General features: G+C 39.0%; 16 protein-coding genes. 9 read left to right on the top strand and 7 right to left on the bottom strand.

Annotated features, from left to right (window positions below):
* Positions 1 to 41: 41 nt before the first annotated feature.
* The 3 genes from LQ188_RS07580 to LQ188_RS07570 are packed head-to-tail and all read right to left on the bottom strand — an operon-like array spanning position 42 to position 4098.
* Positions 42 to 1901, bottom strand: a complete 1860-nt coding sequence (locus LQ188_RS07580) for an ABC transporter ATP-binding protein (RefSeq protein ID WP_230176455.1) — start codon at positions 1899 to 1901, stop codon at positions 42 to 44.
* Positions 1898 to 3622, bottom strand: coding sequence for an ABC transporter ATP-binding protein (locus tag LQ188_RS07575; RefSeq protein WP_230176454.1), 1725 nt, complete (start codon positions 3620 to 3622; stop codon positions 1898 to 1900). The genes LQ188_RS07580 and LQ188_RS07575 overlap by 4 nt, the downstream gene beginning before the upstream one ends.
* On the bottom strand, positions 3619 to 4098 hold the full coding sequence (locus tag LQ188_RS07570) for a MarR family winged helix-turn-helix transcriptional regulator (protein WP_101221808.1): 480 nt from the start codon (positions 4096 to 4098) through the stop codon (positions 3619 to 3621). The genes LQ188_RS07575 and LQ188_RS07570 overlap by 4 nt, the downstream gene beginning before the upstream one ends.
* A gap of 473 nt (positions 4099 to 4571) precedes the next feature.
* On the opposite strand from LQ188_RS07570, the gene LQ188_RS07565 reads away from it, so the two are divergent.
* From LQ188_RS07565 to LQ188_RS07545, 5 genes are all read left to right on the top strand, one after another.
* Positions 4572 to 5567, top strand: coding sequence for a thiamine pyrophosphate-dependent dehydrogenase E1 component subunit alpha (locus tag LQ188_RS07565; protein ID WP_101221809.1), 996 nt, complete (start codon positions 4572 to 4574; stop codon positions 5565 to 5567).
* 12 nt (positions 5568 to 5579) lie between these two features.
* Entirely contained in the window at positions 5580 to 6563 is a 984-nt protein-coding gene (locus tag LQ188_RS07560) for an alpha-ketoacid dehydrogenase subunit beta (RefSeq protein WP_101221810.1), read from the top strand.
* Positions 6564 to 6947: 384 nt separating this feature from the next.
* Positions 6948 to 7871, top strand: a complete 924-nt coding sequence (locus tag LQ188_RS07555; RefSeq protein ID WP_101221811.1) for an EamA family transporter — start codon at positions 6948 to 6950, stop codon at positions 7869 to 7871.
* A 435-nt stretch (positions 7872 to 8306) separates the two neighbouring features.
* Positions 8307 to 9284 (top strand): ring-cleaving dioxygenase, encoded by a 978-nt coding sequence (locus LQ188_RS07550; protein WP_101221812.1) that lies wholly within the window; start codon positions 8307 to 8309, stop codon positions 9282 to 9284.
* A 111-nt stretch (positions 9285 to 9395) separates the two neighbouring features.
* The gene (locus tag LQ188_RS07545; RefSeq protein WP_230176453.1) at positions 9396 to 9995 is read left to right on the top strand and encodes a nitroreductase family protein; all 600 of its coding nucleotides are present in this window, start codon (positions 9396 to 9398) and stop codon (positions 9993 to 9995) included.
* Positions 9996 to 10094: 99 nt separating this feature from the next.
* Here LQ188_RS07545 and LQ188_RS07540 read toward each other — a convergent pair whose 3' ends face one another.
* Positions 10095 to 11438: a PLP-dependent aminotransferase family protein gene (locus LQ188_RS07540; protein ID WP_101221814.1), complete on the bottom strand. Its 1344-nt coding sequence runs from the start codon at positions 11436 to 11438 to the stop codon at positions 10095 to 10097.
* Positions 11439 to 11553: 115 nt separating this feature from the next.
* On the opposite strand from LQ188_RS07540, the gene LQ188_RS07535 reads away from it, so the two are divergent.
* Together LQ188_RS07535 and LQ188_RS07530 are read left to right on the top strand one after the other, a co-directional pair.
* On the top strand, positions 11554 to 12510 hold the full coding sequence (locus tag LQ188_RS07535) for a DMT family transporter (RefSeq protein WP_230176452.1): 957 nt from the start codon (positions 11554 to 11556) through the stop codon (positions 12508 to 12510).
* Positions 12511 to 13395, top strand: coding sequence for a DMT family transporter (locus LQ188_RS07530; RefSeq protein ID WP_230176451.1), 885 nt, complete (start codon positions 12511 to 12513; stop codon positions 13393 to 13395).
* Positions 13396 to 13631: 236 nt separating this feature from the next.
* On the opposite strand, the gene LQ188_RS07525 is transcribed toward LQ188_RS07530, so the two are convergent.
* From LQ188_RS07525 to LQ188_RS07515, 3 genes are all read right to left on the bottom strand, one after another.
* Positions 13632 to 14201, bottom strand: a complete 570-nt coding sequence (locus tag LQ188_RS07525) for an MFS transporter (RefSeq protein ID WP_230176450.1) — start codon at positions 14199 to 14201, stop codon at positions 13632 to 13634.
* The gene (locus tag LQ188_RS07520; RefSeq protein WP_101221818.1) at positions 14198 to 15628 is read right to left on the bottom strand and encodes an FAD-binding oxidoreductase; all 1431 of its coding nucleotides are present in this window, start codon (positions 15626 to 15628) and stop codon (positions 14198 to 14200) included. Before LQ188_RS07520 ends, LQ188_RS07525 begins: the two co-directional genes overlap by 4 nt.
* A gap of 167 nt (positions 15629 to 15795) precedes the next feature.
* Positions 15796 to 16401, bottom strand: a complete 606-nt coding sequence (locus tag LQ188_RS07515) for a TetR/AcrR family transcriptional regulator (protein ID WP_101221819.1) — start codon at positions 16399 to 16401, stop codon at positions 15796 to 15798.
* Positions 16402 to 16756: 355 nt separating this feature from the next.
* On the opposite strand from LQ188_RS07515, the gene LQ188_RS07510 reads away from it, so the two are divergent.
* Together LQ188_RS07510 and LQ188_RS07505 are read left to right on the top strand one after the other, a co-directional pair.
* Positions 16757 to 18076: an MFS transporter gene (locus tag LQ188_RS07510; protein ID WP_230176449.1), complete on the top strand. Its 1320-nt coding sequence runs from the start codon at positions 16757 to 16759 to the stop codon at positions 18074 to 18076.
* A gap of 315 nt (positions 18077 to 18391) precedes the next feature.
* Positions 18392 to 19861 carry a response regulator transcription factor gene (locus LQ188_RS07505; RefSeq protein WP_230176448.1) on the top strand — a complete coding sequence of 490 codons (1470 nt, stop codon included), beginning with the start codon at positions 18392 to 18394 and terminating at the stop codon, positions 19859 to 19861.
* Positions 19862 to 20051: the final 190 nt, after the last annotated feature.

The raw sequence follows: 20051 nt of genomic DNA, 5'->3' as shown, positions 1-20051 counted from the left end.
AGAGAGGCTCGATTCCGATTGGGAAATGAGCCTCTTTCTAATTATCCAGCTACATTTTCAGTGAACTGACTATTGTATAGCTCTGCATAGAAACCATTCTCCCTTAAAAGGTCTGAATGCGTTCCCTTCTCTATCACTTTCCCTTGATCCATAACAAGAATCAAATCTGCATCCTTAATTGTTGAGAGACGATGGGCAATGACAAAGCTAGTTCGTCCTTCCATGAGTCGGTTCATGGCCTTTTGGATAAAGACTTCTGTCCGAGTGTCCACACTAGACGTCGCTTCATCCAATATCATGATTGGTGGATCTGCTAGAACCGCTCGGGCGATTGTCAAAAGCTGCTTTTGGCCTTGTGATATGTTCGAAGCTTCTTCGTTTAAGATTGTCTCATAACCATCTGGCAGTGTCCGAATGAAATGGTCGGCATGTGCCGTTCGAGCAGCTGCAAAAATTTCTTCATCAGTTGCTCCATTTTTGCCATAAGCGATATTTTCTTTAATCGTACCATTAAAGAGCCAGGTATCTTGAAGTACCATTCCAAAATTCTTTCGAAGGTCATTCCGTGACATATTCCGTGTATCAAGACCATCAATATTAATTTTTCCGCCATTGAGTTCATAAAATCTCATCAATAGATTTATCATAGTTGTTTTTCCAGCACCAGTCGGTCCAACAATTGCGACCGTTTGTCCAGGTAAGACATCGATGTTCATATCTTCAATTAACATTTCTTCCCCATATCCAAAGTCCACATGTTCGAAAGAGACAGCACCATTTGCCCTTTTAATATTAGCTGTGGTTTGTTCTTTCATTTCCTCTTCTTCATCTAGTAGTTCAAAAACACGCTCAGCTGCTGCCACCGTCGACTGAATAATGTTAGCGATGTTAGCCGTTTGTGTGATTGGCTGGGTGAACTGCTTTGAATAAGTGATGAATGCTTGAATGTCACCAATTGAAATCGAACGTTGCGTTACTAATATTCCCCCGACAACGCTGATGAGGACATAGCTCAAATTTCCGATAAAGAACATTATGGGCATGATGATACCCGATATAAACTGGGCTTTGCTTCCCGCTTTATACAATTCTTCATTAACCGCAGTAAACTGGGCACTCGCCTTTTTTTCATATCCGAATGCTTTAACGACTTGATGGCCGGTATATATCTCTTCAATGTGACCATTTAATTGTCCGAGTTTACGCTGTTGATCGGCAAAATATTTTTGGGATCTTTTTAAAATAGGCCGGATTGCAAATATTGACAAAGGTAAGCTGACTATCGAGATTAATGTCAATAACGGGCTTATCGAAAGCATCATGATGATAATCCCCAAAATCGTTACGATTGATGTGATGAACTGCGTTAAGCTTTGCTGAAGGGTGCTACCGATTGTATCAATATCATTTGTCATTCGGCTAAGTGTTTCTCCGTTTGGACGTCCTTCAAAATATTTGAGTGGAAGTTTCTCGAGCTTTTCGTTCACATCTTGTCGAAGATCATATACCGTTTCTTGAGCAACACTTGACATAATGTATTGTTGTACATAGTTGAAAAGGCTGCTTAAAGCATAAAGTCCGGCAAGGAGTAGAAGGATCTGGCCAATTTTATCAAAGTTAATAGCTGCTCCTGGTATTCCCTGGAATTTCCCGTAAGCTCCTTCGAATAATTCTGTAATTGCATTTCCAATGATCTTTGGTCCAACAATCATAAAAATCGTACTCATGATTGCAGCGAAAAACACGGAAATCAATTTGTTGCGCCGCGGTTTTAAATAGGTTAATAGACGTTTTAGAGTTCCTTTAAAATCTTTTGCTTTTTGACCCATCATCATCATGTTACCGCCACCAGGACCATGCCCAACCTGACCGCCGCCTTGAGGTTTTTTTTGATTACTCATGCGATTTCCTCCTCTGTGAGCTGTGATAAGGCGATTTCACGGTAAATGTCGTTTGTACTAAGCAACTCTTGGTGTGTTCCCATACCTACAATGTGGCCTTCGTCCAACACGATGATTCGATCAGCGTCCACGACCGTACTGACACGCTGTGCAACGAGTAGTACCGTCGAATTTTTCGTTTCATCTTTCAGGGCTGCGCGAAGGTTGGCATCCGTCTTGTAGTCAAGTGCAGAAAAACTATCGTCGAATATATATATATCCGGTTTTCGAATTAGTGCCCGTGCAATCGAAAGCCGTTGTTTTTGCCCTCCTGATAGGTTTGAACCGCCTTGATCGATTTCTGCCTCATAGCCGCCTTTCATGTTGCTGATAAAATCCTCCGCTTGCGCGATCCGAGCCGCATGCTCAACTTCATTTTGTGTGGCTGTTTGTTTTCCAAAGCGAATGTTTTCAGCGATAGTACCTGTAAAGAGGAAGGCCTTTTGTGGTACAAAGCCAATTTTTGAACGAACTTCATCTTGTGATGACTTACGAATATCAACACCATTGACGCGAATCGTTCCACTTGAAATATCATAGAAGCGAGGGATCAAATTGACGAGCGTCGTTTTCCCTGAACCTGTTCCACCAATTATTGCGGTGATTTCACCAGGACTTGCAGTAAAACTAATATCCGATAATGCAGGTTCTTCTGCTCCTGGGTAACTGAACGTCACATGTTCAAATTCAAGAGTACCGTGTACACGATCTGCCTTTTCTGTACCCTCATCCAGGAATGATGGTTTCATGTCAAGGACTTCGTTTATCCTTGTTGCCGACACGGCCGCTCGTGGAACCATAACGAACATCATGGATGCCATAACGAGAGCGAACATGATTTGCATAACATATTGGATAAATGCCATTAAGTCCCCGATCTGCATACCACCGTTATCAATACGAACTCCACCAAACCAAATGATGCCAACAACCGTCAAGTTCATTACAAGCATCATTACAGGCATCATGAAGGCCATGATTTTATTGACTTTGATTGAGACATCCGTCAATTCCTTATTCGCTTTCTTTAGACGTTCTTTCTCTTGTGTTTCACGATTGAAGGCACGAATGACGCGAATACCAGTTAAATTTTCCCGTAATACAAGGTTCAACCGGTCTAATCGTTTTTGCACCGTTTGAAAGAGAGGGACACCTTTATATAGAATAAGCAAGATCGAGCCAATCAACAAAGGCATTGTGACAACAATGACAAGGGATAATTTTGCATCCATGGATACAGCCATGATCACGCCGCCGATTAACATGATGGGTGCACTGATAACCATACGAAGCATCATGATAACCACTTGCTGGACTTGTGTTATATCATTGGTCGTCCTTGTAATCAATGACGCCGTACCGACTTCATCAAATTCTTGTAACGAAAATTTTTCAACATGGTTAAAGACTCTCAGGCGGAGATCTCGTCCCATCCCCATTGCCGCTTTGGACGAATAATAGCTTGCGATTATGGATGCACAAGCGCCAAGTGCGGAAACCAACAGCATCAAACCACCGATTTTCCAAATATAAGGAGTGTCTCCTCGAACGACGCCTTTGTCAATAATATCGGCCATTAGTGTAGGCAGAAAGAGGTCGGACATGGACTGAATAAAAACCAGACCGATAACTGCTGAAATAATCCACTTATAAACGGATAAATTTTTCAGTATTTTTATCATTTTGTACACTCTCCCTGTTCGGTTGCTTGTGCTTCTAAAAAGTTTGTAATTTGAAGATGTGTTTCTAGCAACTCTTCAAACTGTTCTTCAGAAAGCATTTCAATGGCCATTTGAAAGACTTGGTGAATGCTTCCTTCGTGAAAATGAATCGTTTTTAATAAATCTTTTCCCTGATCTGTGATTGACAACTGAATCTCACGCCGATTGCCCTCCACATGCTCTCGATGGAGCATGCCTGCGCGAACGAGACCATCGACCGCTTGGCTCAAGGTGCTTTTTGGAAGAAATGTTTTCTCCCCGACATTTTTTTGAGTGGTCTCTTTGTAAAGGGTAATGGTCATCAAAATGGAATATTGAGGAACTGTTAATCCATTTTCTGCGGCAGTCTTTTGAACGAATCGCATTATATTTTTCTGCACGTTCCAAAATGAACGCAATAGTTGTACGGAACGCATTAATTGTTTTTCATTCTCCATTCAGCTTCACCATTCTTTCTGTTTTGAACTGTTCCATTACGAACATTTAATTTTATGAATCAATTTAATTTACAGCTATATATCCGCTTAGTCAACAAAAAAATAACTTCAACCTCCCAGTGTTTAGTCTTTGGTGCATGTATGGAAATGAGTTTTCAAGTCAGGTAAGGCTTTCGCGTGAAAACAACCCATACAAAGTGAAATTAACTTGAAAATGTGAGATGAAAAGTGTTAGGATAATATTGAGTTAGTACCAGGTAATAATACTAGATGATAACGCAAATGAGAATGTACGGGTGTTAAGTGGAAAGCGCATGTATACATATAAGAATTTTTCTTCCGTTGATACATAACAGGATTTAAGTTTGCGAGACAAACTAACAGCTAATTAGAAAGATTGGTATTTGTGATACAGGGCCCCATTAAAACAGGGAAATGTATTAATTATTAGGTATTGGGAGGGATGATGAGATATGGATAAAAATCGTCATCTAAAGGCAGGTCTGAGTGATGAGCAGGTGCTTGAGATGTATAGAGTTATGTTGTTGGCAAGACGAATTGATGAACGTATGTGGCTGTTGAACAGATCTGGAAAAATTCCATTTGTCGTTTCTTGTCAAGGGCAAGAAGCAGCTCAAGTGGGGGCTGCATTTGCATTGAATCGTGAAAAGGATTATGTACTTCCTTATTATCGGGATCTCGGAGTGGTGCTCGCGTTTGGGATGACCGCCAGGGATTTAATGTTATCCAGTTTTGCCAAAGCAGAAGATCCTAATTCAGGCGGGCGTCAAATGCCTGGACATTTTGGGCAAAAAAAGAATCGCATCGTGACGGGATCTTCGCCAGTTACCACTCAAGTGCCACATGCAGTGGGGATTGCACTCGCTGCCAAAATGGAAGGAAAAGATATTGTTTCATTCGTTACATTCGGAGAGGGTTCATCAAACCAGGGTGACTTCCATGAAGGAGCGAATTTTGCAGGTGTACATAAACTTCCGGTTATCTTGATGTGCGAGAATAATCAGTATGCCATTTCCGTCCCTATTGAAAAGCAATTGGCTTGCGGAAAAGTGTCCGACAGGGCCATTGGTTATGGAATGCCCGGGGTGACAGTTGATGGAAATGATCCGATCGAAGTATACCGGGTGGTGAAAGAAGCGGCTGAGAGAGGAAGGCGCGGTGAAGGCCCAAGCTTAATCGAAACGGTTTCATACAGGCTTACACCACACTCAAGCGATGATGATGATAGTCAATACAGGTCGCCTGATGAAGTATCGGAGGCAAAAAAAATAGATTCGATCATTACTTTTGGCGCCTATTTAAAAGCAACAGGAATAATGGATGATCTCATGGAGAAACAAATGAATGAGGAAATAATGAAAGTTGTGAACGAAGCGACGGATTATGCGGAAAATGCTCCATTTGCAAATGAAGACACGCTCTCAAAATATGTTTACGCAGAAAGGTAAGGAGGAAAGAAAATGGCAGTGATATCTTATATAGATGCGGTGATAATGGCGATGCGGGAAGAAATGGAACGTGATTCCCGTGTATTTGTATTAGGTGAGGACGTAGGGATAAAAGGCGGCGTTTTTAAAGCGACCTCAGGGTTATACGAACAATTCGGTGAACAGCGTGTCATTGATACACCGCTTGCTGAATCCGCAATCGCAGGAGTTGGCATCGGCGCGGCCATGTATGGAATGAGGCCGATTGCGGAAATGCAGTTCGCCGATTTTATCATGCCTGCAATCAACCAAATCATTTCAGAAGCTGCAAAAATCCGTTATCGCTCCAATAATGACTGGCATTGCCCCATCGTCATCAGAGCTCCATATGGTGGGGGCGTACATGGGGCGTTATACCATTCACAATCCGTTGAAGCCATTTTTGCCAATCAACCGGGACTTAAAATTGTCATGCCCTCTACACCCTATGACGTGAAAGGTTTATTGAAAGCAGCCATTCGTGATGATGACCCGGTCCTCTTCTTTGAACATAAGCGAGCCTATCGTCTAATTAAAGAAGAAGTGCCGAATGATGATTATGTTTTACCCATTGGTAAAGCGGATATAAAACGTGTAGGCGAGGACGTTACAGTGATTACTTACGGCCTTTGTGTTCATTTTGCGCTTCAGGCAGCTGAAAAGCTGGCCAGTGATGGCATATCTGTTCATATACTTGATTTACGAACCGTTTATCCATTAGATCAAGAAGCCATTATGGAAGCTGCATCTAAAACGGGAAAAGTTCTATTGATTACTGAAGATAATAAGGAAGGGAGCATCATTAGTGAAGTATCGGCGATCATTGCAGAAAACTGCCTTTTCGATCTTGATGCCCCAATCATGAGACTCGCGGGTCCGGATGTTCCAGCAATGCCATATTCACCATCATTAGAGAAATCATTCATGGTGAATCCAGAAAAAGTGGAAAAGGCACTGCGTGACCTGGCTGCCTATTAAATGATCGGCATGGAGGAACGAACCTTGCGCATCCGTATAAATTGTTGTTTATAATGGGAGTGATCTTAAAATAAACTTAAGTCTAGCAACTATAAAAAAGGTTGCCAGGCTTTTTTTTGCGCTAAATAAATCATTTATAGTGAAAAAAACCCGTTGGATTATGATAGAGAGGGCATATAAAACTCAGTGATTTTCAGGGAATTTTCAATTGTAAATATATATTGAATAAATTGCGTGGTATTATATGGTAAAGTGTTCTAGGTAAAGGGGAAATGTCGATAGTCACGTAAAAATTCAATATATTAGCAATAAAGATTGTGAATTTTTAAATGTTGAACGCAATACAGTGATTGGCAAACATTGAAAGTAGCAAGGGGGAACATCATGCTTCGATTATACGGGGCTTTAATCGGCCTTAGTTTGATATGGGGTTTATCGTTTGTTTTTATGAAGTGGCTGCTACCGCCTGCGGGCATTTGGGGGATTGTATTTCTCCGCTGTTTGGCGGGTGCTGTTGTTCTGCTTCCCATTTTATGGTGGAAGCGCAGGGCAATCAACTGGAAATTGCCGTGGAAAGCACTGGTCGTTGTCGGAATCTTCAATTGCGGATTAGCATGGGGATTAATACCTTTAAGTGAAACAGAGATTAACAGCAGCACGGCATCGATTCTAAATGCAACCACTCCGATCTGGACGGGGATCATCGGATTTATCATTTTTTCATACGTACTAACCGCCCGACAATGGATGGGCATTTTAATTGGCTTCTTCGGAATTCTTGTATTGATGGATTTTCAAATCGGTCAGCTTTTCGGAAAGGAATTCATCGGGGTTGGGACAATGCTGCTAGCGTCCATCTGTTATGGTTTTGCCGGTCATTTTACGAAAAGATTTCTTTCCAGTACCAGCATATTGGTCATTACGACGTTTACGCTTCTCACGGGTGCCGTTATCGGTTTGATCGGGATGCTAATAACAGAGCCGATAAAGCCAGTGATGTTGATGGAACCGCTGACGATTTTCGCCATAGTCGGTCTTGGGTGCTTTGGCTCTGGGGTCGGCCAGCTGATCTATTTCTACATCAATAAAAATGGCAGCCCTGAGTTAGCCGCATCTGTTACATACCTTATTCCTGCAACCGCTATGGTTTGGGGTTATGTCCTGCTGGGAGAAGCGATTAATCCCAATGTAATTATTGGCCTGCTGATTATTTTCGCAGGAGTTTATCTTTCCTCTAAGAAGTCAAAAGAAAATGATGGCACAAACTCTTCATCCGGAAAACAAGCGGATTTGCATCACGTAAAATAAGTAACCAAAACGAAATAGCCCTCACCTAAAGATTTAAGTTTTTATGGTGGGGGCTTTCGTATGGTAACACATTAATATTTTTACTTCATTTTTGCCAAAGAATTGATTGATTTTCTTTGCCGCTATTTATAGCTATAGACATTAACACAAATACAGAATGGTCTTTACTTAAGGAAAATTGACAGTGGTGTTTTTTTGTCTGAAATTATTTTGATTTCAAGATATATTAATTTGAGATAATATTGTTGACAGTGAATGGCATTCATGATAAATTATCTTTAAGTTAAGATATATTAATTCAAGATAAAAAGAAGCATGTAAAACCTTATCAAACCCCTTTAATGAATAGCCACTCTTATTGAAGGAAAAATATAGGGGATTAATGAAAAAGCTGAACATCCAAAAATTGATTCGTTTTAATGGGAGGAATAGTTTATGAATGGATTAAAAGGTATACATCACGTAACGGCCATAACAAGTAGTGCAGAAAAGAATTATGAATTTTTCACAAATATATTGGGCATGCGTTTAGTCAAGAAAACAGTCAACCAAGATGATATCCAAACTTATCACCTGTTTTTTGCCGACGATGTTGGCGGTGCGGGTACTGACATGACATTCTTCGATTTTCCTGGTATTCCTAAAGGAGAGCATGGGACTAATGAGATTTCCAAAACATCCTTCCGTGTACCGACTGATGCGGCATTGGAGTATTGGGTTAAACGCTTTGACCGTTTAGAGGTAAAGAATACAGGAATCCAAGAACAGTTTGGCAAAAAGATCATTTCTTTTGTGGATTTTGATGATCAGCAATATCAATTGATTTCAGATGAAAATAATGAAGGGGTTGCAGCTGGAATCCCTTGGCAAAAAGGGCCGATTCCTCTGGAATACGCTATTACAGGATTAGGACCAATTTTCATTCGGATCGCCAATTTCGATTACTTTAAAGAAATGATGGAAAAAGTCCTATTATTCAAAGAAATAGACAAGGAAGGATCATTTCACCTATTTGAGGTAGGGGAAGGTGGGAATGGTGCTCAAGTTATCGTCGAGCATAATTCGATCCTCCCTCAGGCACGGCAGGGTTTTGGGACTGTTCACCATACAGCCTTCCGTGTTGAAGACCGTTCCGTTCTGGAAGAATGGATCAAACGAATGGAAAGCTTCCAATTTCATACGTCCGGTTATGTTGATCGTCACTTCTTTGAGTCGCTTTACGTAAGAGTGGCGCCGCAAATTTTATTCGAGTTTGCCACGGACGGTCCTGGATTTATGGGGGATGAGCCGTATGAAACGCTTGGGGAAAAGTTATCTTTACCACCGTTCTTAGAACCAAAAAGGGAGCAAATCGAAAAGTTGGTCCGTCCCATTGATACAGTAAGAAGCACCAAAGAATTCATTAAAGAATAATTGACAATCTTTAGCGAATGATATGTTGGTTTATGCCCATACTAAAACAGGTAGAAAATAAAAAATGGAATAATCATTTGAAATAGAAAAAATGCTCTGGAGGAATGACTTATGACAAAAGATTTTTACACGGCCATTAAAGAGAGACGTTCATTTTATGGAATCAATAAAGAGGTCGGAGTATCCGATGAGAAAATTAAAGAAATAGTAGAATTTGCGGTAAAACATACGCCATCGGCTTTTAATTCCCAATCCTCACGCCTTGTTGTTTTGACAGGATCGGCCCATGATAAATTATGGGATATTACGACGCAGGCATTAAAGAAAGCGGTTGGTGAGGGAGATTTCTCTGGCACTCAACAAAAAATGGATTCATTTAAAGCGGGATATGGGTCAATATTATTCTTTGAAGATGAATCTGTTGTGAAATCACTTCAAGAACAATTTGCAACGTATGCCGATAACTTCCCAATCTGGTCACAACAAACATCAGGCATGCATCAATTAGTTGTTTGGACGGCACTTGAAGCAGAAGGATTGGGAGCAACTTTACAGCATTATAATCCTCTAATTGATGATGAAGTGAAAAAAGAATGGAGTGTTCCAAGCAATTGGAAATTGATTGCGCAAATGCCATTTGGAAATCCAACAGCTCAACCGGGTGATAAAGAATTCAAACCACTTGAGGATCGTATAAAATTTTATAAATAAAGAGGACTGATAAGAGCAACCTTGTAAAGAGCCAATTCTAATTGGCTCTTTTTTGTTTATTGCCCTGTGTGGAAAGTGACTATACCTTATGTAAAAGCTTTATAAGTAATAGTTCTGCTTGTTATTCAATTCTTTAAAAATGATAGCTATTCCTTGGTCCAGTTTTTGTAGATTTGTATTGGACACGTTTAATTTTAATATTTTTTCCTGGTGAAAGCCATCTAAATAATTTTGACCCATCGTCTCTACCAGTACTTGTTGATTCTGTAAGTTTTTGATGAGGTGAGTACTATTTAAACGATTAGGCAGTACGATATGTGCGTTCATACATATGGATGCTGGGCGATAAAAGCCTGGAGTAGAGTACTTTTCCAGAGCATCATATAGCAAGTTTGCACGCCCTAAATAGGAGAGCCGTACCTTGTTTCTATGGCGTTCAAACATACCGCTTTTTATGTAGATTTCCAAGGCAGCTTGTGAAATCATGGAACTATCAATATCAGCTGTTCTTTTATATAGTTGGAAGCTGTCCGTTAATGGTTTAGGCAATACGGCAACACCTATGCGTAATCCTGGAAACATTATTTTAGAGAAGCTTTTTAAATAAATGACCATGTTATGGGTATCCTCGGAAAAAATAGGGTCCACCTTCATATTTTCTTCGAAATCTGCTAAATAATCATCTTCTACAATATAGACACCATACTTTACTGCAAGTTTTAGTATCTCCTCTCTTTCCATTTTAGAGTAAGATGTCCCTAACGGATTATGAAAACGAGGCATCGTATAAAAGAATTTAATTTCCTGATCACTAAAAATCCGTTCTAATTCCCCTAAATCAATACCTTCTGCTGTTCGTTGGATTCCTAGCACGGGAATCTTGTACGCTTTCAATTGCTCCACAAATAGATGATAACTAGGCTGCTCAACAAGTATATGGGTACGTTCATTTGGAAAGGGGATGAACGTTAATAAGGAAAGTGCTTGCTGCACGCCAGAAGTAATGAAAATCTGTTCTTCTTTTGCGAAAACCTGATACTGCTCTAATTGTTTTTGTATCACTTTAATTAAAGAGGGCAGTCCTTTAGGAGTGCCATAGATAAACAATTCTTGCTGATAGGTATCGATGGCTTTGTTGATACAATGTTGAAAGTCATGATACGGAAATTGATGCCAAGCAGGAGCGGAAGTAACAAAGTCGATTTCCATTGTTGGTTCGCTTTTACCATCAAATTCTTTTTGGACGACATAATATCCACTTTTAGGAACCGCGTAGATTAAATGCCTCTTTTCCAATTCTTGCAGTGCTTTCAAGACTGTACTTTTACTACATTGATGTTGATCGCTTAATTGACGAATAGATGGGAGTTTAAAGCCCGCTTTGAGCCGTCCATTCTGGATGAGAGATTCAAATTCATTAAACAAGGCTATGTATTTTAGCATGAATACCTCCTAAAACTGTACCGTTACAGATGCTTCTTATTTGTATTGTATCGTAGTGGAACTTTTAATACGATACTAACAACCGGCCGGGTGTTAAAAGGAGGAGTTACTAAATATGCCAGAAAATAAAAAAGCCTATTTTGCGGCGATACTATATGCCATTATTATTGGATTTTCATTTATCTTTACAAAAATATCATTAATGGAAGCTAGTCCGTTAGATACATTGGCACATCGATTTACGATGGCTTTTTTGATCGCCATAATTTTTAAGCTATATAGGAGGACATCAGTGAAAATAAGTGCAAAGGATACTTTGAAAATTCTTCCGTTGGTGTTCCTTTATCCAATTTTATTCTTTACATTTCAAGTGTTTGGTCTCTTGTATACCTCATCTTCAGAGGCGGGTATTATCCAAGCTACCATACCAATTTTTACGTTATTATCAGCTTCATTATTTTTGAAAGAATACGCTGGTAGAGGTCAGAAATTCTTTCTTTATTTATCTGTGATGGGGGTTATCTTTATCTTTGTCATGAATGACTTGCAACTTGCGGATCACAGTTTGAAAGGAACGATCCTGATCTTATTATCCTCGATTGCTGCCGCTCTCTATAATGTGGTGGCGAGGAAGGTAACAAAGCAATATTCACTATTTACGTTAACTTATGTGATGACGTTCTTTGGTTTTGTGACTTTTAATAGTATGGCCGTCATCAACCATATAATTAACCAATCTATTAGTAGCTTTTTATTACCCTTCACAAGTAGTGCATTCCTCATTTCAATCGTATATCTTGGGGTATTATCGTCACTGCTTACTGCTTTTTTATCAAACTATTCATTATCTATATTACCAGCATCTAAAATGAGCGTTTTCAGTAATTTAGCGACATTGATTACGATAATAGCAGGGGTGATTTTCTTACATGAAACGATTCATTATTATCATGTAATAGGTGCAATGGTTATTCTTGCTGGGGTAATCGGCACGAATTATTTTGGTGGAATTCAATCAAAGAATAATAGTAAGACTTTTGCCGATCCATTGCTGAAAAGAGAGGTAAAGTGAATGAATAAATATGTGTTGTTACTCTTGATTAGTGGTATATGGGGATCTCAATTTTTCTTTATTGCATTAGTCATAGATAATGTTGGGGTTATTACTTTGTCAGCCATCAAAGCATGTATCGGTGGTATCTGTTTACTCTTCTTAGGTTTTTTTTTATCAAAAGAAGAGCGAAGAGTACCCAGGACTTATTATAAATGGTATATAATCATTGCTTTTTTCGAGGTTGTACTGCCATTCGTGTTTATTGCACAAGGCCAGAAATCGGTGCCTAGCAGTATCGCAGCGGTGCTGATTGGAATGGTTCCCGTCTTTACCATCCTCTTTTTACTAGCATTTTTCAAAAGAAAAAGCACAATGCCGGAGATTACAAGTATCCTATTCGGATTTGCAGGTATTGTCTTCCTTTCCTGGCCAACACAAGGAATCCAAGACCTTTCTAACAGTATTCAGGGGAACATCCTATTGATATTGGCTGCTATGAGTTTTGGATTATCATTGATTTTAATGGAGAAATTTAACGAGGGATCTTCCGTTATTCATATGAGAAATGTATTACTGATTGCCAGTGCATTGCTCATACCCATGTCCCTTTTGTTTGAGCAATCTTTCAAATTGGATTTAGCACGATCTCAATCTATCTACTTAGCGATTTTAGGCATTTTCCATGCTGGTGTTGTTTATGCATTATTTAATAGGCTGATTCGGCAAGAAGGCGCATTATTTACTTCATATAGTAATTATATAGTGCCTGTCATCGGAATGATTATAGGCTTTTTCTTTTTACATGAAGCGTTGTCTATTCATCAGTTGATTGGAATGGGAATAGTTATGACGTCATTAGTTTTTTTAGACGGAAAAATAATAACCAAGTTGATAAGAAAGTAGTATTTTATTATATGAGTTCTGGTCCGTTATCTTTAATTGTACTAATAAAGGCAGTAAGTTTAGAACTCGTATATTTAACGAAACCAAATTGAGAAAAGGGGAGCAGGTTTTTTGTAAGATCATTTTTTGTTTTTTGATCCGCAAATGATTTATATAGTGGAAGAAGCATCTGCTGAGGTTCATGCAGATGCTTCTTCCACTAAAAGGGCTAACTGAATTATAGGCGTAATAAATGCTTATATTTTTATTTTTTCTGCATTAGATAGTGAAGTATTTTTCTCCATCTTCATCATAATAAATCCACTCCAGGCAAACATTAAGGAGGCAATGTAAAAGATGCTGCCAATCGTTAAAAAGTCGACTAAATATCCGGTTGCAATCACCGCTGCTGCAGCACCGATGGATGTCCAAACATGGTAGTTTCCAATTTCCTCACCCGCTGTTTTCTTCGTAACATATCTTGCAAGTACGGTTTTTTCAGTGTTTTTTTGCACTGCCCCAAGTACCCCCATAATGATTTGCAGGAGGTAGACATGCCAAATTTCATATGCGAGAGGAAAGGCAAGAAGGATTAATGCCATCCCCCATGAATAGATAAGGAGAAAAGCTTTGTCACCGGCTTTGTCAGTGAATTTTCCGATTAAAGGATAACTAACTGCAGCAGTCAGTGAGAATATTCCATATGCCCACCCGAATTGTGAATAACTTGTACCTACATTTTTGATCAGCAAAATATAAAAAGGGAAAATCATGCTGGCAGCCATTCCAACAGTGCCTTGGTAAAAAACAAACCGTTTATAATTCATGGATGATACTCCTCATAGAAAAGATTCATGAAGCGATTATCAGGATCATACTTCTTCTTTAATCGAAAGAATTCCTCAGTATGCGGATAAGCTTCATATAATTGGGTCTTGGTTGGATACCCATAATAGGGCAAATAGTAGCTTCCGTTATGGTCAAGCGTCACATTAATCATATTACGGATGACCCTTCCCGTATTTTCCTTACTATCGTTATCTGTCCCTTGATTGATGAGCATCACAAGAGCGAACATATCATCCTTGGCATAGGACATGAGTGATTCATCATTATGTTCAACATAACGAATTGTAATATTTAATAAATTAAAATCTTTCTCATCAGATAAGGTATTTCTTAAATCATCGATATAATCTGCAAATTGATCAATCGGAACGAAGTATTCTTGCAGCACTTCAGTTTTGGTGGGGTTGCTGTAATCCATAAAGGCTGAGTCCGACCGCATCACATTATTCCTCGAAACCAAGTTGCCAGCAATATTGGCCGTGTAGGCTTTTTGAGTTTCCCAAAACCTTTTTTTACCCCAGTCATTAAATCGTGATAGGCCAAGAAAGAATTTAGGCACGGCAATGATCGTTTCCCGTTTGAGAGTATTGTAGTCAGATAGCTGTGTTTGGTCATTTGCCTTATAATAGTCCGTTACATACATTTCATCCAAATAGGAGCCAGGAGCAACCGATATTCTCGCAAGATGCATTTTAACATCATCGTTATTGAGAACTTCTCTTTTAAAGTACGACGTATATTCATCATAATGAAGTGATTTAGTTTTAATGTTATAAAGTTCGTCATCGGTAAGGTGGAGTGTTACATCAAGTATTACGCCAAACAAACCATACCCGCCAATAACCGAATGGAAGAGCTCCGAATTTTCTTCGCGGCTCACTGTTAGGATTTGTCCTTTTGCGTTAAGCAATCTAAAAGAATCCACGGTTTCTATCAAGGCATGATGACGGATATCGCGGCCATGGACATTAACGCTCAAAGAACCGCCGATGGTAAAAATATTTTGAGATTGACTGACTTTCAGTGCAAGTCCATATGGGTTGATATATTCCTGGAGAGCAGCCCAGGTTGCCCCGCTTTGGACCGTGATTCGTTTTTCTTTTACATCCAAATCAAGTATTTTATCATAGTGCTTCATATCGAGCAGGATCCCATTTGGATATAATGTCTGCCCTCCTTGGCTATGCTGCATTCCGGCAATGGAAATGGGATCATCGTTTTTTTCGGCATCCATAACGACCTTTTTGATTTCTTCTTCACTATCTTCCGCCTTAATCGTTTTCATTTTAACCGGCATCAGCCGGCTGATATCTTTGGCAATAGGGTGGTCAAGCCTGAAATTAAAAGCCTGCAGCGATAATCCAAATAATAGTGCATATAGGATGATAAATAAAAATCGTTTCATGATATCTGGCTTTCGACTCCTTGTTTAATATGTCTGACACTCAATTGAAAATAATGAAAAAGTATGATTTTATAGATTAATGGAGTTACCCTTACCATTCAGTGAGATTGGGGTTAATATTGAATTAATGTCAGATTTTTTGAAAATGAATCTTTTGATTTAAGGTATTAGTTCTTAGTTTTCAGCCCGTTAATGATTGTTTTGGTTAGCGGTATGGATAGTGATTCCAAGCTTTGTTCTGAGTTGTTTAATCCCCAATGATAGATGATTCCCATTAGGCTTTGGGTGATTAGTTGTGAAACTTCGTTAACTGATTGGTCAGTGCCAATGTCGTTTTGTTCTTTCGCCTCTTCAATTAATGAACGAATAATTAGGAAGAGTGAGCGATTTGAATTTGAAAAGTATGTATGTTCTTTCGAATCTAAAGCGGAACTGTAAATCACTTTCATTAAATCTTTGCCCATTTCTTCTTCCAGAAAACGCATCAATTTGCGTATGAAAATAAATAATTTCTCGGTAGCGTCCATATCGACTGGGAACGAACGGAAGACTTCACGATAGTAATCATCAACTTCTATGAATCTCACTAAAAAAATATCCGATTTCGCTGAAAAGTGTTGGTAAAATGACCCTTTTGATGTGCCGCTTTTTTTCACGATTTCGTCAACGGTGACTTTATCATAACCTTTTTCGCTAAATAGCTTTAAAGATATTTTTAATATTTTTTCACGAGTCTTTTCTCCCCTAAGCTGTTTCTTTCTAGGCTCAATCATAAAAAACCTCCAAATGATAATTGACAGAATATTCCTATATAGTTTAATATCAGACTACAGTCTAGTTAAATGATTGGTGGTCTATTTAATCTAACGTAGATCATCAATAATCACAACGCTTTCTTAATCGCATTTCGCATTTTTAGAAAGCGCTTACAAAGTTTTGAGATCAAGTATGGGGGAGGTTAGTTCAGTTTAAATTAGGAAGTTTTTCAAGTAGAAGAATTAGGAGGGGGTATCAGGATAAACTTAAAGAACTAGGAATGAACCATAGTATCGGGAAGCAGGATAAAGTGATGTGCGTTAAACGGATTATTTTTTGGGAAATAGTAGCAGGAAAAGGGAGGAAATTATCATGAATCATTCCAGTGGTGAGATAGAGAAAAGAACGATCAGTAAAACGATGAAGCGCATTCTTCCATTTATCTTGCTCCTTTATATCATTGCTTACTTGGACAGGGTCAATTTAGGCTATGCTGCTTTACAAATGAATGCAGAATTAGCCTTATCCGCTGAAGTTTTTGGATTGCTTTCCGGCATTTTTTTTATAGGTTATTTCTTCTTTGAAGTTCCTAGCAACATGATCATGCATAAAGTGGGAGCTCGGATATGGATTGCCCGTATAATGATTTCGTGGGGGCTCGTGGTAATATTAACAGGTTTTGCGCAAACAACGATGCATTTATATATTCTCCGTTTTTTATTAGGTGTCGCCGAAGCTGGTTTTTTCCCTGGTATAATTTTGTATTTAACTTATTGGTTCAGGGCCCGCGAAAGAGGAAGGGCAACAGCGGTCCTGCTTTTAGCCCTACCGATTGGCGGATTGATTGGTGCGCCTGTGTCGACATGGATTCTTGACAATATTTCCTGGTTCGGTATGGCAGGGTGGAGATGGATGTTCATCCTTGAAGGCATTCCGGCCATTATTATTGGTGTTGTTGTTGTTTTCTATTTAACTAATAGACCAACGAACGCTAAATGGTTATCTAAGGAAGAAAGTGATTGGTTAGAAGGGGAATTGAGTACGGAAAGGAAAGTAAGCTCGAAAATAAATAAAGTCACTAAGCTTGATATGCTGAAAGATTCGAAAATTTGGAAGTTGGCCCTTTTTTATTTCGCAGGGTACACATCTATTTATGGATTGTCATTCTGGATGCCAACTATCATAAAATCTTTATCGGAAAATGCAACAACCAATTTAGAAATAGGCTGGTTAGCGATGATTCCATCGTTAGTCGGTATACCTGCCGTTATGTTTGTAGGCTGGAATTCAGATCGGACCAATGAACATAAATCACACTTGCTCGTTTGCCTCATGATAGCAGTTGTCGGATTTATCGGGTGCGGCTTTTCAGATAGTGTCTTTATGATGGTGCTTATGTTAACGATTACATCTTTCGGGTTATACGGATTCAGTGGATGTTTCTTTGCCTATATGACATTTTTCTTCACTGAGTCCACTGCACCAGTTGGAATCGCCATAGTCAATTCATTTGCGGCTTTAGGCGGTTTTGTAGGACCGATGATTCTCGGAACTGTTGCATTTACTCAAGGGATGTTTATTTTATCTGGATTACTTGTATTAGGAGTCATCACCCTATTATCATTAAAATTAACAAGTGCTTCAGATGAAAACATCGCAAAAGAAGTTGAAGTCAATATTAATCAATTATAACGGTTCTAAATTTATTGAAGATCAAAAGTGACTAAAAGAAACATCATTGGAAATCACAAGGTTTCCATGATGTTTCTTTTTATATTTTCATATAGGAAGTAAAAATATATGAGATGAAAATTCCAGTTGAGCATGTCAAAAATTTAATCTTAATCGCAGGTTCTGTCCAATAAGACTTGTTTGTAGTTTTCGGCGGGATTAGAATGGAGATGGGATACAAGTGCATTCGAAAAGACCAGGCATTCCTTTTCTCTTCAAGTTGTGCCTTTATATTTATTTTCATTACACGAATATCAGCAGAAATGAGGTGATGATGTGGAAATTCATTTGGTGGCAAAAGATGAGATTGAGGCTCAAGGAATTCGTTGGATAGTCGAGTCCCACCTAACGGGAGTTAGACTGATCTTATGGAAAACGATTGAAGAATTTGAAAAGGGCATCCGCAATCAGCAACCGGAATTCGTTATTTTGGATATGGATATTTGGACGGATGAAAGTGAGGCGATGGGTGTTTCATTAAAGCGAAGGGGAATTCGATGGTTAGGGATTTCATCTGAGCGAATTTTTCAAACGGCTTATCGAGCCTTACGTTTCCGTGCTGAAGATGTATTATTCCGTCCTTTTTCTTCGGCGGATTTGGTAAAACATATCCAACAATTGCGTTTTCAATTGAGAAATGGTCCAAATCTTCTCTCGTCAAACACCATGGATGATGAGAATGCTCTGGATATTGGGTATCCTGATTTCTTCTTGACGGACCGAAGGCATGAAAGTCGAATAACCATGGTCGCTTTTTTGACACCTGATAATAAGACCCTGCCATTAGTTTATGATGAATTGCAACGATATTCTTTTACTGGAAAAAATCAAATCTTCGCTTTATCGGATTTTATTTTATGTGTCCAGGAAACAAAGGAAGTTGAAGTTTATAAGGAAGAGTATCAAGCTTTTCTTGCCCACTGGAAAGAAAGAATGGATGAGCCCCTTGCTATAATTATAAAAGCGGCATCTTCAGATGAGTCTTTAAAAAGGATGTATCAGCAAACACGTGAGTTTACGAGACAAATCTTTTTTGATGGATATGATATCATTTTAGCCGAAAGTCAACAAACTTCACCTCAAGAGATGGATCCATTCCTCACGCCTCTTGAACAAAGACTTTGGATAGAAATGCTCGAACGACGGGATGCAAAAGCCATCAGGAACTGGATTGAACGTGAATTCCTTACCTTTGAACGACCATACCCCGACCCGGAAATCGTTCGTATCCGCCTTACAAGCGTACTCGCGCAGATTCGTAGGCATATGAAATCATACAACTTGCAAAATGCTTCCCTAGAAGCAATTTACTATGATGTATTTCAGCAAATTGTACATAAACCCGTCATTCATCAAATAGTAAAAGAGCTGCATGCGTTCACGACGCATATGCTTATGCAGGATCATGGACAGTTACAGGAAGGGGCACGCACAATTAGTGAAAAGGCAAGAGAGCTGATCGAGTCCAACTATTGGGACGCCCAGTGGAATCTAGCGAGTTGTGCAGAGACTCTGCGTATCAATAAAAGCACACTCAGCCGACGTTTTGCGGCTGAATCAGGCGAGTCTTTTCGAACTACGCTCCATCAAGTTCGAATTAGGGAAGCTAAACGTTTATTAAAGGAAACGGATATATCATTGGAGGAAATCTCACAATTGGCTGGCTATTCACATCAAACTTATTTTAATGCCAAATTCAAATTGCTTGAATCTTGTACACCATCAGCATATCGGTCTGGATTATAAAAAAGGACGATTCAATAAATGAATCGTCCTTTTTTATTTATTTCATAACAATGTAATTATTGAAATTATTCATAAAAAAATAAAGTTAACGACAAATCTTTAAAATAAAATATAAAATAATCATCAAACTATAATAAATTATTCTGAATTTTTCTTATAGAATGAATATATAACAAAAACAAGGGGGAAA

This window comes from Peribacillus sp. Bi134, from assembly GCF_918698065.1.
Taxonomy (GTDB): domain Bacteria; phylum Bacillota; class Bacilli; order Bacillales; family DSM-1321; genus Peribacillus.
Note: the sequence above shows the minus strand (reverse complement) of the source record. Positions and strands in the feature narration are given on the sequence as shown.